The sequence below is a fragment of the Aeromonas sp. R6-1 genome, from assembly GCF_040908165.1.
In the GTDB taxonomy this organism is placed as follows: Bacteria; Pseudomonadota; Gammaproteobacteria; order Enterobacterales; family Aeromonadaceae; genus Aeromonas; species Aeromonas caviae.
The window spans coordinates 53,970-69,824 of record NZ_JBFODF010000033.1 but is presented as its reverse complement, the minus strand read 5'-3'; the positions used below and the strand labels follow the sequence as shown (position 1 = coordinate 69,824).

The 15,855-nt window shown below is 60.8% G+C and carries 16 protein-coding genes and 1 tRNA gene; 11 read left to right on the top strand and 6 right to left on the bottom strand.

Annotation, left to right across the window (positions count from 1 at the left end; translation table 11 throughout):
* A tRNA-Tyr gene (locus tag AB5Y68_RS09605) sits at positions 1 to 82 on the bottom strand.
* Positions 83 to 208: 126 nt separating this feature from the next.
* Here AB5Y68_RS09605 and AB5Y68_RS09600 point away from each other — a divergent pair.
* Positions 209 to 721, top strand: a complete 513-nt coding sequence (locus tag AB5Y68_RS09600; protein ID WP_039038826.1) for a VC2046/SO_2500 family protein — start codon at positions 209 to 211, stop codon at positions 719 to 721.
* Between the two features lie 63 nt (positions 722 to 784).
* Here the strand turns inward: AB5Y68_RS09600 and raiA are convergent, their stop codons facing one another.
* Entirely contained in the window at positions 785 to 1,117 is a 333-nt protein-coding gene (gene raiA, locus AB5Y68_RS09595) for a ribosome-associated translation inhibitor RaiA (protein ID WP_010674126.1), read from the bottom strand.
* Between the two features lie 392 nt (positions 1,118 to 1,509).
* Between raiA and AB5Y68_RS09590 the strand changes: the two genes are divergently transcribed.
* From AB5Y68_RS09590 to yciA, 5 genes are all read left to right on the top strand, one after another.
* The gene (locus AB5Y68_RS09590; protein ID WP_039038827.1) at positions 1,510 to 4,029 is read left to right on the top strand and encodes a bifunctional diguanylate cyclase/phosphodiesterase; all 2,520 of its coding nucleotides are present in this window, start codon (positions 1,510 to 1,512) and stop codon (positions 4,027 to 4,029) included.
* Positions 4,030 to 4,112: 83 nt separating this feature from the next.
* Positions 4,113 to 6,029: a transglycosylase SLT domain-containing protein gene (locus AB5Y68_RS09585; RefSeq protein WP_039038867.1), complete on the top strand. Its 1,917-nt coding sequence runs from the start codon at positions 4,113 to 4,115 to the stop codon at positions 6,027 to 6,029.
* Between the two features lie 177 nt (positions 6,030 to 6,206).
* On the top strand, positions 6,207 to 7,205 hold the full coding sequence (locus AB5Y68_RS09580; protein ID WP_039038828.1) for a LacI family DNA-binding transcriptional regulator: 999 nt from the start codon (positions 6,207 to 6,209) through the stop codon (positions 7,203 to 7,205).
* 247 nt (positions 7,206 to 7,452) lie between these two features.
* Positions 7,453 to 8,265 (top strand): NAD-dependent epimerase/dehydratase family protein, encoded by an 813-nt coding sequence (locus AB5Y68_RS09575; protein ID WP_039038829.1) that lies wholly within the window; start codon positions 7,453 to 7,455, stop codon positions 8,263 to 8,265.
* 139 nt (positions 8,266 to 8,404) lie between these two features.
* Positions 8,405 to 8,803 (top strand): acyl-CoA thioester hydrolase YciA, encoded by a 399-nt coding sequence (gene yciA, locus AB5Y68_RS09570; RefSeq protein ID WP_029314261.1) that lies wholly within the window; start codon positions 8,405 to 8,407, stop codon positions 8,801 to 8,803.
* Between the two features lie 6 nt (positions 8,804 to 8,809).
* Here yciA and AB5Y68_RS09565 read toward each other — a convergent pair whose 3' ends face one another.
* Positions 8,810 to 9,034 (bottom strand): hypothetical protein, encoded by a 225-nt coding sequence (locus AB5Y68_RS09565; RefSeq protein WP_010674132.1) that lies wholly within the window; start codon positions 9,032 to 9,034, stop codon positions 8,810 to 8,812.
* A 111-nt stretch (positions 9,035 to 9,145) separates the two neighbouring features.
* On the opposite strand from AB5Y68_RS09565, the gene AB5Y68_RS09560 reads away from it, so the two are divergent.
* Positions 9,146 to 9,991: an endonuclease/exonuclease/phosphatase family protein gene (locus AB5Y68_RS09560; RefSeq protein WP_039038831.1), complete on the top strand. Its 846-nt coding sequence runs from the start codon at positions 9,146 to 9,148 to the stop codon at positions 9,989 to 9,991.
* Positions 9,992 to 10,081: 90 nt separating this feature from the next.
* Here AB5Y68_RS09560 and AB5Y68_RS09555 read toward each other — a convergent pair whose 3' ends face one another.
* Positions 10,082 to 11,404: a LysM peptidoglycan-binding domain-containing protein gene (locus tag AB5Y68_RS09555; protein WP_223302529.1), complete on the bottom strand. Its 1,323-nt coding sequence runs from the start codon at positions 11,402 to 11,404 to the stop codon at positions 10,082 to 10,084.
* Between AB5Y68_RS09555 and AB5Y68_RS09550 the strand changes: the two genes are divergently transcribed.
* Complete coding sequence (locus AB5Y68_RS09550; protein WP_010674135.1) at positions 11,333 to 11,605, top strand: hypothetical protein; 273 nt, start codon at positions 11,333 to 11,335, stop codon at positions 11,603 to 11,605. The genes AB5Y68_RS09555 and AB5Y68_RS09550 overlap by 72 nt on opposite strands.
* 87 nt (positions 11,606 to 11,692) lie before the next feature.
* On the opposite strand, the gene gloB is transcribed toward AB5Y68_RS09550, so the two are convergent.
* Entirely contained in the window at positions 11,693 to 12,457 is a 765-nt protein-coding gene (gene gloB, locus AB5Y68_RS09545; protein WP_039038832.1) for a hydroxyacylglutathione hydrolase, read from the bottom strand.
* 79 nt (positions 12,458 to 12,536) lie between these two features.
* On the opposite strand from gloB, the gene AB5Y68_RS09540 reads away from it, so the two are divergent.
* Positions 12,537 to 13,259, top strand: coding sequence for a class I SAM-dependent methyltransferase (locus AB5Y68_RS09540; RefSeq protein ID WP_010674137.1), 723 nt, complete (start codon positions 12,537 to 12,539; stop codon positions 13,257 to 13,259).
* A 6-nt stretch (positions 13,260 to 13,265) separates the two neighbouring features.
* Here the strand turns inward: AB5Y68_RS09540 and rnhA are convergent, their stop codons facing one another.
* Entirely contained in the window at positions 13,266 to 13,730 is a 465-nt protein-coding gene (gene rnhA, locus AB5Y68_RS09535) for a ribonuclease HI (protein WP_010674138.1), read from the bottom strand.
* Between the two features lie 75 nt (positions 13,731 to 13,805).
* Here rnhA and dnaQ point away from each other — a divergent pair, with 75 nt between their 5' ends.
* Positions 13,806 to 14,540, top strand: a complete 735-nt coding sequence (gene dnaQ / locus AB5Y68_RS09530) for a DNA polymerase III subunit epsilon (protein ID WP_039038833.1) — start codon at positions 13,806 to 13,808, stop codon at positions 14,538 to 14,540.
* Positions 14,537 to 15,787, top strand: coding sequence for a TIGR03503 family protein (locus AB5Y68_RS09525; protein WP_368207123.1), 1,251 nt, complete (start codon positions 14,537 to 14,539; stop codon positions 15,785 to 15,787). The genes dnaQ and AB5Y68_RS09525 overlap by 4 nt, the downstream gene beginning before the upstream one ends.
* Positions 15,788 to 15,855 lie beyond the last annotated feature (68 nt).

The following is a 15,855-nucleotide window of genomic DNA, read 5'->3' as shown; positions in this document are numbered from 1 at the left end:
TGGAGGGAGAAGGATTCGAACCTTCGAAGGCAGAGCCGTCAGATTTACAGTCTGATCCCTTTGGCCGCTCGGGAACCCCTCCCCAAGTGCGAGGCGCATACTAACAGATCTGTCGCGCTTGTGAACCCCTCTTCCGGGATTTTTAATGCTTAAAGGATCGGGTTGATGGCCGATAAGCAATGAAACCTTCATTTCCAAGATTTATCTCATGCTGCCCAGTGCGATTCGTGACCGCTTGCTCGTGGATGAGGCCCAGTTGGGCCAACGGCTCAACCAGGATCTCCGTGCGGGGGACCGTGCCGACTTCAGGCTGCACCTGGCGCTGCTGACTGATGCAGTGGAAGAGCAGCCCTGGTTTGATGCCCCGCCCAAGCCTGCGTCGGGTGAGATGGATTGGCGCTCCCGTTTCGGTCTGATGCCCCGGGCGTCCCTGCAAGGAGGGGTGGAAGAGAGCGATGCCACCAGCCTCAACGAGCGTCTGCAACAGGGCGGGTGCATGACGGATGTGAGACTCTGGCTGGCGCTGCGCTCCCCGCCACTGGTGAGCCGAACGCCCGCGCTGGATCCCGCGGTGTACGACAACCTCTCGGCACTGGGTCGCGAGCGCTGGCAGGCCCGACCTATGGGCGCTGACCCCAGGGAGGAGGCTCCGCTGATGATGCTGCCGCTGCTCGATGAGCTTGCGCAAGGGGTGGATGCCAGGCTGCGCTGGCTGGGGTGACGGCACGGTAGAATGCAAAAAGGCGGGATAACCCGCCTTTTGCTTTATGAGTGGTGAACCTTGTCAGGCGTCTGCTTCGTCCGGTTGGGGCACTTCCTTGCCGGCGGCACGACGGGCGATGGGTTTCTCCGTGTGACGGTTGAGCTGGCGTTCCAGCTTCTGGCCCAGGTCCGTGATGGCAGCATAGAGATCCTCGTGCTCTGCCTGCGCAAACAGTTTGCCGTTGGGAATGCCGATAGTGGCTTCGACGATATACATCAAACGCTCTTTGGAGATGATCACATGGGGTGTGATAAGAGGCACCTGAAGACGCTCGAGCTTTTCAAAACGGGATTCAATGCGCTCGCGGATGGCTGGGGTGATGTCGATGATTTTACTGGTCATTTCGATTTTCATAATGGCCCCCTTCGGGTCGTCTTGCTTGTGTCTTCACCTCCAGATTACCCATGTCGCCAAATCAAAATGTGATCTGTGTCACGAAAAATCCCCTTGGGAATCCCGCTGTCCATAAATTGTGAGCTTTTCCCGTTTCATGCCAAAAACCGCTTGAGCTCAGTGAAACAGGCAGGCAGTATCAGCAAATAGGATCGTTTCTGTCCCCCCTCGGCAGCGCCTTGTGTCGACCCGATGTTTGGTTTTTGCCGCATAGTCTCGAATTTTCTCCACCCACATCGCCTCATCGCATCGCAAAATCATTGCCATGCGCCGGTGGAGATATGCGCGCAAACGGATATGCTTTTCTGCAGGAGTCGGGGTGGATAACGTGGTTGTAGTGGTTGGAGTCGTAGATGAAGCAGCAAGCCACCCAGATGATGTGGTTTTATGATCGGCAGCATGGGCAATGGAGCCTGTCTGATCATGTCTCTTGTGAACCCTGGGCAGGGGAGGGAACCCACCCCTGGGCCACCCAACTTGAGCGGGAAGATGAAGCGGGTTTCGCCGATTTTCTTGCAAGACTCCACGATTCCGGCCAGCCTGGCCAGTTCATCGGTCACCTGCGCGATGAGGACGGCAAGGTACACCACGCGCTCTGGTACGGTCAGTATGTGCCTGCACAGGGGCTCTGTTGTGGCTGGCTTGCCCCCCTCGAAATGATGCATCGCGAGATGGATCGCGCCGACTCCCCCGCAGGCGTGACACCGCCGCTTCCCATGTTACAAGCCCCCTTGCTGGCCAAGCTGGCGCAGGCGCTCTCCGCCAAGACGGGGCTCGATTTTTGCCAGACCCTGGTCAACGAGCTGGCCCATATCCTGGGAGCCACTGCCGTCTGGCTGACGGAGCGGGTCGGTCTCGACAGGCTCAGGGTGCTGGCGAGCCACGGCATCGACGTCAAGGAGTATGCCCTCTGTGACATGCCCTGCCAGCAGCTCTATCGCCAGGGGGCCTCCAGCGCGGTCCCCGTGAGTGAACCCCTGACCGGGTATTCCAACCTGCCCCCGGGCCAGCACTATTACGCCCAGCCGCTGCTCGATCGCAACGGTCAGATCCTGGGTCATCTCGCCCTGCTGTTCCCGAGCCAGACCCGGACCACGGATCTGGACTCCGTCCTGACCATCTTCTCGGTGCGCATGGTGGCCGAGCTGGAGCGCCTGCAGAGCGATGCCTTGATGCGGCTGTCTGCGGTGGCCTTTGAAACTCACGAAGGGATCATCATCACGGATCCCGAGTTCAAGATCCTGCGGGTCAATTACGCCTTCAGCCAGATCACCGGCTTTGACAACCAGGGGGTGATTGGTCTGCATCTTGGTAACGATCTCTGGTCGGGGCTGGGAGGGTTGGGCTACGAGCTCAACGCCCTGGATCGCTGGCAGGGGGAAACCTTGCGCCTGCACGCCGACGGTCACGCCTATCCCCAGTGGGAGATCGTCACGCCGGTGCAGGATGAGAAGGGGGGGATCAGCCACTATGTCATCTTCTTCGAGGATATTTCAGAGCGCAAGGCGGCGGAGCGCCGCATTCAGGATCTCGCCTTCTATGACGAGCTGACCGGCCTGCCCAATCGCCGTCAGCTGCACGAAACCCTGACCCAGGCGTTCACCGATGCAAATCGCAGTCACCTTATCGGGGCCCTGCTGTTCATCGATCTCGACCACTTCAAGACCATCAATGATTCCCTGGGTCACGCCACCGGCGACTGGCTGCTCAAGGAGGTGGCCAGCCGTCTCAAGCGGCTGGTGCGCCAGGGGGATTGTCTGGCCCGTCTCGGCGGCGACGAGTTCGTGTTGTTGCTGCCAGCGCTCTCCATCAGCCCGCCCCAGGCGGAGATGCAGGCCGACCTCATCGCGGAGCGGCTCATCGGGGAGATCGCCGCCCCCTATGATTTCAGAGGCCAGGTGCTGCACATCGGCGCCAGTGTCGGCATCACCCTCTTTCCCGGTCGGGAGCAGGAGGCGGGGGATCTGCTCAAGCAGGCTGACACCGCCATGTATCAGGCGAAATCGGCGGGCCGCAAGACCCGGCGCTTCTTTGATGCCTCCATGCAGTTGCAGGCCGACCGGCGTCTGCACATTCACAACGAGCTGCGCAGTGCCCTCGACAATGGGGAGCTGACCCTCCACTACCAGCCCCAGCACATGGTGGCGGGGGGGGAGATCATCGGTGTCGAGGCACTGATCCGCTGGCAACCCCCCGGGCGTGCCCTGGTGTCGCCCGCCGAGTTCATCCCCATTGCCGAGGAGACGGATCTCATTGTCGACATCGGCAATTGGGTATTGCACGAAGCCTGTACCCAGTACGTCTCCTGGGAGGAGAACGGGATCCACGTCCCCCAGCTGTCGGTCAACGTGAGCGCCAAACAGTTCCATGCTCCCGACTTCGTCGATCGCATTCACGACGTGCTGGCGGCCACCGGCATGGATCCCGCCTGCCTCAACCTGGAGATCACCGAGTCGGTGGTGCTGGGTCATGCGGAAGACACCATCAGCAAGATGGCGGAACTCAAGACCCTGGGCATCAGCTTTGCCATCGACGACTTCGGGGCGGGGTACTCTTCCCTGAGCTACCTCAAGCGGCTGCCGGCTGACGAGCTCAAGATCGACCGCTCTTTCATCCAGGACATTCCCAAGGATGGTGACAACATGGCCATCGTCGAGGCCGTGATCGCCATGGCCCGCCACATGGGGTTCAACGTGACGGCGGAGGGGGTGGAGTCCCGCCAGCAACTGGAGTTTCTGCAGGCACAGGGCTGCCATTTCTTCCAGGGATACCTCGCCTCCAAGCCGCTTCCTGTTCCCTACCTTGAACGCTATGTCAGCCGTCAGGTACGCGGTGATCGCCCCGTCTGCACCGATAAAAATAGTGTGGCGTAGCCCCCGTGCTTAGCGGGTAGAATGAAGGTATGTCACCACCGCCCTTTGGCGGTGGTTATGCCTTCAAGGGGAGAATGCCATTCGTGAAAGTCGTGCAGGGAATCATCTTGTCTGCGCTCTGGATGCCGGGGCTGTTGGCTCCTGCCTTCGCGCAGACCATGGAGCAGTCTCTCTATCGCCAGGCCCATGAGGCCGTGCGTGCCAATGATCAGGTCAAATTCAGCCAGCTTCGGGCACGCCTGATCCACTATCCACTGCTGCCTTATCTGGATTACTACCAGCTTGCGTTCCGTCCCGGGGCGGCAGACTACAACGATGTGACCCGCTTCATCCGCCAGCACGGGGACACCCCCCAGTCCAACCGGCTCGAGCGCAGCTATCTCACCTATCTTGCCCAGAGCCAGCAGTGGTCCCAGTTCCTGCGCTTCTATCCAGCCAAGCCAAGCTCCACCGATCTGCTCTGTCAGCACTATCAGGCCCGCTACTACACGGGGCACCAAAGTGAAGCCCTGCAGGAGGCAGGCAAGCTCTGGTTGAGCGGTCAATCCAGGCCCGATGCCTGCGATCCCCTGTTCCAGCTCTGGCAGCAGGCAGGTCTGCGCACTCAGGAGAAGATCTGGGAGCGCATGAACCTGGCTTTCGAGGCCCAGAACCCCAACCTCATTCGCCACCTCGGGGCCCAGCTCGGCAGCGGCATGAAGGGGTATGGCGATCAGATGATCGCCCTGTATGACCAACCCGTGCGGGCGATGAATCCTGCCAACTTCACGGCGGCGCCCCCGTCGCGCCATCTGCTCTCCCTGGGGCTGGCCCGCTACGCCAACCAGGAGCCCGACGCGGTTCTGCGCCAGCTGGGGGAGATGACCCGTCGCTTCGGCCTGAACCATGCCGAGGTGAGTAGGGTGGAGAAGGCGGCCGCCCGCCGCCTGTTGCTGGACCGATCTTCTGACCAGCGCGCCTGGCTGGATACGGCCCTGGTGCGGCTCAAGGATCCGGAGCTGGTGGAGCTGCGGGCCCGTCTTGCCATCTGGGAGCAGGATTGGCGCGGCCTCGAAGGCTGGGTCAAGCGGATGCCCATGGGGCTGCAAAAAGAGGATCGCTGGCGTTACTGGATGGCGCGTTCGCTGGAGAAACAGGGGCGGCAGAAACCGGCGCGGGACCTCTATCTCGAGACTGCAAACCTGCGCGGCTTCTACGGCTTCATGGCGGCCCAGCGCACCGGTGTGCCCTATCGCATGAAGAACCAGAGCGTGGCGCACAAGGTGCCGGACTGGCAAAGTGCCAGCCGCCGCTGGCCCTTCCTGCTGCGGGTGCGTGAGCTGCTGGCGATGAACGAGATCACTGCGGCCCGCTCTGAGTGGATCCACAACATGGATCGCAACAGCGTGGCCCAGCGCCTGGAGTTTGGCCACATCGCCCTCAACCAGGGCTGGCACGAGCTGGCGATCCTCTCCAGCATCCGTGCCGAGGCCTGGGATGCGCTGGACCTGCGCTTCCCGCTGCCCCTCAAGCGCACCTTCTCCCAGATGGCACAAGAGCGCACCATGAACACCAGTCTGCTCTACGCCATCTCCCGTCAGGAGAGCGCACTCTATCCCCTGGCCCAGTCACCGGTCGGGGCGAGGGGGTTGATGCAGCTGATGCCTGCCACCGCGAAAGAGACGGCCGGCAAGCTTGGGGTGCCCTATCGCAACGAGCAGCAACTGTTCGACCCGGCCATGAACATTCGTCTTGGCAGCGCCTACCTCAAGCGCCTGCTGGATGTGTATGACGGCAACCGGATCCTGGCGGCGGCGGCTTACAATGCGGGTCCTGGCCGGGTCAAGCGCTGGCGCGAGCAGAGCGACAACAAGCCGATGGATGTCTGGGTGGAGAGCATCCCCTATCGGGAGACGCGCAACTATGTCCAGAACGTGCTCTCTTTCGATCTCATCTATCAACACAAGCTGCAGCAGCCCTTGCGTTTCATGTCGGAACGCGAGCTGAATCACGCCTATTGAGTTCGGGGGCAGTCGTTGTCGCGGCTGCCTCCCATTCTTGCCCCAGAATGGTTATCATCCCTTAAGCTTTGTTACAAAAGGAAACCTGCCAGGTGATCGGGCGCCGCGTCTTGGTCTGTCAGGTTCGATACAATGCCCGATCATCACTGACAGGCTTTTCCAACAAAGGAATCGAGAGTGGCAACGATCAAAGATGTGTCTCAGCTGGCGAATGTCTCCATTTCGACAGTGTCTCGAGTGATCAACAACACGGCGCAGGTGGCGCCCGAGAAGCGCGAGGCTGTCCTCGCGGCCATGAAGGAGCTCAGCTTTCGTCCAAACAGCTTCGCCCAGGCCCTGGTGAGCAAACGCTCCAACTGTATCGGTGTGCTGGTGGGGGATTTGTGTGGCGGCCCCTTCTTCGCCCAGATGATGCGCGGCATCGAAAGCATGGTCGACAAGGCGAACAAGTTCACCATCGTGGTGTCCGGAAACCACGACGCGACCCGTGAGCGGCACGCCATCCAGGCGCTGCTGCAGCGCCAGTGCGATGCCCTGATCCTGCACAGCAAGGCGCTGCCTGACGAAGAGCTCAGCGAGCTGGCGTCGGGCACGACCCCCATCGTCTTCATCAACCGTCAGGTGCCAGGCTGCGAGGATCGCTGCGTCTGGCTGGACAACCAGGCCGGCATCACCACGGCTTGCCAGCATCTGCTGGACGCGGGACATCGCAAGATTGCCTTCGTCACCTCCGATGACGAGGAGTTTGTTGATGGTCAGCAGCGTATGGCCGGCTATCGCTTCGCCCTGCAACGGGCAGGTATCGAGCTGGATCCTGCCCTCATCGGCCGTGCCTATGCCGACGAAAAAGGTGGCTATGTGGCCATGAGCGAGCTGCTGGCGCGCGGCGTCGAGTTCAGCGCTGTGCTTGGTTTCAACGATGCCATGGTGGCGGGGGCGATCTCCTGTCTGCTGGAGCGGGGTTACAAAATACCCCAGCAGGTCTCTGTGGTCGGTTTTGATGACATCCCCTATGCCCGATACATCTATCCCAAGCTCACCACGGTACGTTACCCCATCGAGGAGATGGGAGAGCGGGCCGCTGAGCTGGCCCTGAGGCTGCTGGATCACAAACCGGTAGAGGGATTGGCGCTCAAATTCGAAGCCGAACTGGTACGGCGGGAATCTGTGGCCTGAGTCATGAAGTTGGCCCCGTGCGGGTCGACTTTTTTGCAAAACAGTGAAAGCGCTTTCAGAAATCCTTTTCAACTGTGATCCGCTTCAAAGCTTTTTGACCGCGCTGCCACTAGGATAGGCCCACGAATTAGGAGCGTGCGCTCCCGATTTTCCCGCTGTGGGAGGTAACCGGTTAATCCGGCTATTTCCTTCGTTACTTTCGACGGTCATCATTGGATGGCCGTTTTTTTTTTGTCAGGATCCGGGTATGACGAACGAATTTGAGTATCAGACGGGTATCGTGGGCGCCGGCTGGCTGGGGTTGCCCCTGGCCAGGGCATTGCAAGAGCAGGGGCAATCTGTCGCGGTGACGGTCAGTACGGCCGAAAAGGCTGAACGGCTGCGGGGGGAGGGTATTGCCGCCTGGCCGCTGTTGCTTACCCCTGACATGGGATCACTGCCTTTTCGCTGTCATGACCTGGTGATCTGTGTGCCCCCCAGCAAGACCGGTGATTACCCGGCGTCCGTGGCCAGCCTGTGTCGACAGGCGAGGGAGGCGGGTGTTCAGAGGGTTCTGTTTATCAGCGCGACTTCGGTCTGGGGGGCCGGACAGGGGGAGGATGATACGCCCGCTCCAGCCCATGACAGAGGCTTGCGGATGCGGGCGGCCGAGCTTGCCGTGCTGGAAGGGCATGTTGACTGCGCCATGATCTTGCGCCCGGCCGGACTCTATGGTCCTGACCGTCACCCCGGCCGTTTTCTGGCGGGCAAGACGCTGGCCGGGGGAGGCCAGGCTGTGAACCTGGTGCATCTGGACGACGTGGTGGCCGCCTGTGAGCTGATGCTGGCCCGGGGGCAGGATGGGGATGCCTACAATCTGAGTGCCCCCGTTCACCCACGTCGGGAGCAGCTCTACCCCTTCGCGAGCCGCCTGCTCGGGCTGGTGCCGCCGCAGTTCGTCGAGCCGGCGGGGGAGTTTGCTCCCATCGAAGGTCAGCGCATCTGCCAGCAGCTTGGTTTCGTCTATCGCTGGCCGGATCCGGCCCACTGGTTTGCGGACGGTGCGGCCTTGAAGGGCTGAACGGGTCGTCGCCATCCGGGCCCCGGAGTCGGTCATCTGGCGTGCAAACCAGATACGGCGCGCGCTCCGGGACAATTGAGGTTTGCCAAGGGGGGGATCGCCCCCTATCATGCCGCCATCCATGATAAAGAGAGCGGTAATGATGGAAGAGACCAAGCGCCACCCCGATGGGGAGCTGTTGCTGAGAACCCTGGCAATGCCAGCCGATACCAACCCCAATGGCGATATCTTCGGCGGGTGGATCATGTCCCAGATGGATATAGGTGGGGGCATCATGGCCAAGGAGCTGGCAAAAGGGCGCATCTGTACCGTCTCGGTGGAGGGGATGACCTTCCACAGCCCGGTCAAGGTGGGTGACGTGGTGTGCTGTTACGGTCGCTGCCTCAAGATTGGTCGCAGCTCCATGCGACTCAAGCTGGAGGTCTGGGTCAAGCCGGTATTGCGGGAGAACGAAGCCCAGCGGTACTGCGTGACCGAGGGCGTCTTCACCTATGTGGCCATCGACGATCAGGGCAAATCCCGCCCCGTCCCGGTCTGAGTCTGCTCAGATGAGCCGGGCATTGATGATGGATATTTCCTGCTCAAGCCCGGTTTTTTGCCGTATCATGCGCTCCAGCATCTCTTCCGACCCCACGCACTGCCGGGTGTCGAACAGACAGAGATCACATTGGGGATCCCGCCTGATTTGATAGACGGTGGAAAGCTCCACTTGATGACAGGTTCCCTGTTGATCGTAAAATGTCACGCGGTACTGATGCTGTCTCGCCATCGTTGAATTCCTTCTGGATGAGTCGGGCCGGACACGAATAATGAGACTAGTCGGCGACCGTGGCCTGTGTGAGGGCCATGTCGTCTTGCAGAGGCAGGTGATTGTTAGCCAATGAAAAATAGTTATCGGATTCTGGGAACGTCCCTGCTGACGTTGGGGCTGGTCGGTTGCTTCGAGGTACCGGATCAAGATCATCTGGTGACTGCGGCAGGTATCATACCTGGCGCAAGCTGTGACAGACCGCCTCTGGTGGCGCTCGCCTCCACGGCCTTGCCGAGGGAGTTTGGCATCACCGTCTGGAACCTCTACAAGGGACAACGCAAGAACTGGCGGGAAGGGCTGGATGAGTATGCCAAGTCCCAGGATCTGGTGCTGCTGCAAGAGTCGGCGACCCGGCCCGAGATGCTGGACTGGCTGAAGAGAGGCGATTTCCAGTGGCAGCAGTTGCAGGCCTTCACCCAGGGAGGTGTCTCCTTTGGCGTGATGACGGTGGCGAAAACGCCGCAGGCGTTTGTTTGTGGCGTCCGTTCCCCCGAACCCCTGCTGCGCATCCCCAAGTCAGGTCTGGTCAGTCTCTATCCCTTGCAAGGGGATCCTGACGGCGTGCTGGTGGTGAATCTCCATGCGGTCAATTTCGAGCTGGGCATGGCGACCTTTCGCGAGCAGCTCAACGATCTGACTGCGTTGATCCATCGCCACCAGGGGCCGGTCATCCTGGGCGGCGATTTCAATACCTGGAGCGACAAGCGTTCGTTCTGGTTGAACAAGCTGGTGGGCGAGCTTGGCCTGCAGGAGGCCATACCTGTGCCTGATCTGCGTCGCACCGCCTTTGGCCGCCCGCTGGATCACCTCTACTATCGCAATCTGGATCTGGTGGAGGTGAGTTCACCGGCTACCGATGCCTCTGATCACAACCCCATTCTGGCACGCTTTGCGGCCCAGGCCATCACACCCTGAGTCAGCCCTCAGGGGTCATCGGCGCTGGTTCATGCAGACAAAAAAATACCCCGCATCAAGCGGGGTATTTTTTTGGATTGCGACGAGCGATCAGCTGTTGTTCTTCACGAACAGGGTCAACTCCTGACCCGGCTTGAGATAGTCACTCTTGCCGAGCTGGTTCCAGCGCATCACATCGTTGACGGCGACCTGGAAGCGGGCTGCGATGGAGGAGAGGGAATCACCGCGGCGCACCTGATAGACCATGGACTTGTTGCTGCTCTTGCCCTGCTTGGGCCAGACCACCAGCTTCATGCCAGGCTTGAGGGCCGACTTGGCGTTCAGGCCGTTCCACTTGGCCAGGTCGGCGTGGGTGACCCCGTGTGCCTGGCTGATGCTCCACAAGTTGTCACCGGAGCGCACCTGATAGTTCACCTTGCCACCACTGCGGCTGGCGAGCTGCTGCGGCTTGCTCTGGGCAACCTGGGTTGCGCGCCCACCATTGGGGATGATCAGGCTCTGGCCACGGCGCAGGTTGTTGCCGCGCATGTTGTTGGCCAGCTTGAGCTGTTGCACGGTCACCCCGTGATTCTGGGCGATCCGTGACAGCGTATCACCACTGGTGACCTGATAGGAGCGCACACCACGGGTACGTTCACGCTGGGGCAGATCGGCCAGGGCCAGCTCCAGGGTGTCGGCGTACTCGACGGGGACCAGCAGGTTGTAAGGGCCCTGCGGCGAGGTCATGCCACGCTTGAGCGCAGGATTGAGCGCCTTGAGCTGGGAGGCGGAAACGCCAGCCAGCTGGGCGGCCACGTTCAAATCAATCTGACCACCGGTATTGATGGTTCGCAATTGCGGCTTGTTGGCCAGCACCGGCAGGGTGACATTGTATTTGTCCGCATTGCGGATCATGTCGGCCATGGCCAGGATCTTGGGCACATACATCCGGGTTTCGCGGGGCAGGTCCAGCGACCAGTAGTCGGTCGGACGACCAGCCCGTTCGTTGCGGGTGATGGCGTTGCGCACCCGACCTTCACCGGCATTGTAAGCGGCCAGGGTCTGCAGCCAGTCACCGTCGAAGAACCGGTTCAGGTACTCCAGGTAATCCAGTGCGGCATTGGTGGATGCCAGGACATCGCGTCGACCGTCGTACCAGTTGTCGTGGCGCAGGCCGAAATTCTTGCCGGTTGCAGGAACGAACTGCCAAAGACCGACCGCATTGCTGCGGGAGCGGGCATTGGGATCGAACATGCTCTCGATCATGGGGATGGTAATAAGCTCCATTGGCAGCTCACGCCGTTCGATTTCCTCTACCATCAGATACAGGTAGGGCTCAGCCCGGCTGGCAATGGTCGCCATATGCTTATCATTGCGCAACAACCAATCACGCTGTTGGCGAACCCGGGCATTATCGTGCGAGTCCAGCTGCATATCATCGCTGATACGCACCCACAGGTTATCAGTGTCATCCAGCTCTTCTATCTGTTCGTCGCCGAACAGCATCCGCGAAGAGTGTTTTTTGTACGTTTTCTTGCTGACTTGGGGGGATTTGATCGGCTCGATTGCCGTTACCGCCCGGTCATCCTGATGGCTCAGGTTTTGACAGCCGCTGAGAAACAGCGCTGCCAATAAGGCCGTTCGTAGCTTCATCTCGCTCAGGTCATCTGTGGAAAAACAGCTCGCATCATAAGGGGCAATGCCCCCCTGATCAAGGTTTGTTCAAAAAACGTCCTTCCAGGCTCGCAGAACAGCGAAGGTATCCTCTGGATTTTCCAAGCATTTAAGGGCGTATTTCTCAGCAGAAAATTTTACCGAGTCCTGCTCGCAGCGCAGAAAAACATTGAAATTCCGCTCATCTCCCAGCCGGGAGGGGAGACTCGGGAGGCCCTGCTGACGCAGTTTGCTGATCACACCGATCTGCCGCTGGATCGCCAGGTTGTCGGGCTCGACCGCATGGGCGAAACGCAGGTTGGAGAGCGTGTATTCATGGGCACAATAAAGGAGGGTCTCATCGGGCAGTGCCGCGAGCCGTTGCAGGGAAGTGTGCATCTGTGCCGGGGTCCCTTCGAACAGACGGCCGCAACCGGCGCTGAAGAGGGTATCGCCACAAAACAGCATGCCCTGGCCGTAATAGGCGATGTGCCCCAGGGTATGACCGGGTACATGGAGGACATCCAGACTCAGGCCGTGCCAGTTGATCTGATCCCCGTCGTCGAGCCATTGGCCGTGATGGTCCGGCATGGGGTCATGCTTGGGGCCATAGAGACGAGCGTGGGGGAAGTGTTGCAGCAACTCGGATACGCCCCCGACGTGATCGCGGTGGTGATGGGTCAGGAGGATGGCATCCAGCACCAGATCCAGCGCAGCCAGCCGTTCCAGCACGGGAGCGGCCTCGCCCGGATCGACGACCAGGCAGTGATTTTCATGACGGATCAACCAGATGTAGTTGTCGCTGAAGGCGGGAACTGTGATGACGGTATACATGGGTCGAGGTCTCTTGTGTTCTCTTTAAGGAAGGGATCTTATATAACTGGATGGCATTCGCCCCCGAGTTGGTCCCATTATGCAACTGGCACGTACCGAACAACAGATCGCGCTTCCGACCAGTTGGTCCGCACTGCCCATGGGGGACTGGGTGGCCGCCGAGCTTCAGGAGCGCCTCGACAACTGGTGCCCCCACCTCTTTGGCTATCACTTGCTCAAGATAGGAGCCCTGAGCGCCGAACTCTCCTGCGGCTGCTCCACCATTCGCCATCAAATAGGTGTCGCTCCCGGCGGACGGCTGCTGGACATCCAGGGGGATCCGCTCGCCTTGCCGGTGCGATCGGGGAGCGTGGATGCCTGCCTGCTGGCTCACTGCCTCGATTTCTCGCCGGATCCTCATCAGGTGCTGCGGGAGGCAGAACGGGTGCTGACCGACGATGGCTGGCTCATTGTCAGCGGTTACAACCCGCTCAGCCTGGTGGGGCTGGGTCACTATCTGCCCTTCATGCGGCGGCATCTGCCCTGGTCTGCCCGCATGTTCACGCCCGCACGGGTGACCGACTGGCTGCAATTGCTCGGCTGCGAGGTGATGTTCGACGAGCGGTTCGGTTTCTCCTTCATGGGCAGGCAGAGCAAGATCGGCTGGTGGCGGGAGAGTCTGGGGCGGGACTATTGCCGCTCCCTGGCGTCTGTTTACGTGATTGCCGCCCGCAAGCGGCGTTTCCCCGTGACACCGGTGCGTCGCCGCTGGCGGCTGCCGGAGTCGATGGCCGCGCCAGGAATGGCGCGCCAGGGCGGCTAGCGGGCATCAGGGCTGGTAGCCGCTGTCTTCGGCAAGCTGCTTGCCGCTGGCGGCCTCACGGGCCAGCTCGTCACAGCGTTCGTTTTCCGGGTGGCCCGAGTGTCCCTTCACCCAGAGCCATTCGATCTGGTGACGGGCCACTTCCGCATCCAGGGCCTGCCAGAGATCGACGTTCTTGACCGGCTGACGGTTGGCGGTCATCCAGCCCTTCTTCTTCCAGCCGATGATCCATTGGGTGATCCCCTGGCGCACATACTGGCTGTCGGTGGTGAGCCGCACCTGGCAGGGTTCGTTCAGGGTCCGCAGCCCCATGATGGCAGCCATCAGCTCCATCCGGTTATTGGTGGTCAATCGAAAACCGGCGGAGATCTCCTTGCGATGCTTGCCATAGACCATGACGGCACCATAGCCGCCGGGGCCCGGGTTGCCTAAGCAGGAGCCATCCGTGAATAAATCAATCTGTTTCAACATGAGCAATCAATCTGTTTTAGCGAGAGGCTTGGGGTAAACTAGCGAGTAAAACCGAAGTTTGACATGGATTTGATCATGAGCACACCCCAACTGAATCGCCAGATCATTCTGGATACCGAAACCACCGGCATGAACACCGCGGGCGGCCCTGTCTATCTTGGGCACCGCATCATCGAGATCGGCTGTGTGGAGGTGATCAACCGCAAACTCACCGGCAACCATTTCCACGTCTACATCAAGCCGGATCGGCTGGTGGACCCCGAGGCCATCGCCGTGCACGGCATCACGGATGCCTTCCTGGCGGACAAGCCCTCTTTTAGCCAGATAGCGGACGATTTCATCGAGTTCATTCGCGGCGCCGAGCTCATCGCCCACAACGCCCCCTTTGACGTGAGCTTCATGGACTATGAGTTCAGCAAGCTCGGTCTGAACTTCAAGACGGCGGATATCTGCGGCATCACGGATACCCTGGCGATGGCGCGGGATCTCTTCCCGGGCAAGCGCAACAACCTGGACGTGTTGTGCGATCGCTACGGCATCGACAACTCTCACCGTACCCTGCACGGCGCCTTGCTCGATGCGGAGATCCTGGCGGACGTCTACCTCCTGATGACGGGTGGCCAGACCAAACTCAATCTCGCGAGCGAAACCAGCGAGAGCGAGACCAACCAGGATACCGGCATTCGTCGTCTGGAGAGCAATCGCCCGCCGCTCAGGGTGGTGCGCGCCAGCGACGAGGTGGCGGCTGTCCATGAAGCGAGGCTGGATCTGGTACAGAAAAAAGGAGGTGCCTGCCTGTGGCGGCAATGAGATCGCTTTGGGGGCTGCTGCTGCTGGCCTCCCTCCCGGCCGCGGCCAACGAGGTGTTTGCGCCTTCCGACATTCCTCTGCTCGACAACCGCTTTCGCATCGATTACGGCGTGAAGGAGATCACCTTCATCATCAAGCGCAAGCCGGGGACGCCCTCGGTGATCCTGGTGCGACCCGATGGCAGCAAGCTTTATGTGGGCAAGGTCAAGCAGCCCGACGTGGGCTGGTTGCCCCTCAAGGATCAGGATCTCATCACCATCCGCGACCCCATGCCCGGCCCCTGGCAGGCGATCGGAGAGGTGGCCCCCGACAATCGGGTGCGCCTGCTCACCGACATCCAGGTCGAGAGCGAGCCGCTACCGGCCCGCCTCTATCAGGGTGAGCGGGTCAAACTGCAATCCCGTCTGCTGATCGATGGCGCGGCGCCTGGGGCGGGTTACTACCTCACCGATCTGGGCATGACCGTCAAGCTGCAGCAGTTCAACGATGCCAGCCAGAGCGGCGATCCCGTGTTCGAGGAGACCCTGGGACGCTACATGGATGATGGCAAGGGGGTGGACGAAGTGCCGGGGGACGGTATCTTGACCGCCGAGGCGGTACTGGACGTCCCTGCGGGAAAATACCGAGCCCTCTTCAGCACCGGCAATGAGGTCTTCTCACGAGCCCAGTCACAGCAGGTGCTGCTCTACCCCTGGCCGGTCAGCTATTCCCTGAATCCCCCCTCCGGGGAGGGGGGAGCCAAGCTCTCTCTGGTCATCGATGTGGATGAACTGGATCCCGCCTCCGTGGTCATCCAGGGCAAGGCCATCGACGGCGGCGGCAGTAGCATGACGTTCAACGAGGTAGCGACAGCGCCGCGTTTTGGCGTGGATCTCTCCGCCCTCAAGGCGGCAGGGCATTACAAGGTGGAGGCCACCCTCTTTGGAACAACCCGGCTCGGTCGCGAGGTGCAACTGCAATTGCCGGCCAAGTTGTTCACCATAGCACCGCCTCCCCCCCCTCCTGCACCCTCTGCGGCCATGCCCGCATCCGCCGCCACCCCCGACCGGTTCGAGGAGCGGGAGAGTCCGGTCTGGCTGCCCTGGGCGTTGGGGGGAGGTGGCGTGTTGCTGCTCTTGCTGGGGGCGGGTGGTTTCATTCTGCTGCAAAAGCGCCGCACTCTGCACAAGGCGATGGCGGCGCAGAAGGCGCAACTTGAAGAGACGCCAGCAACCCCCAAACTGGATCTCAATCTGCCGGAGCAATAATTCCGCGCACATTGCAAAGAAGCCGCCCAATGGGCGGCTTCTTCATGGTGGCAAGTGGATGGGGTGAA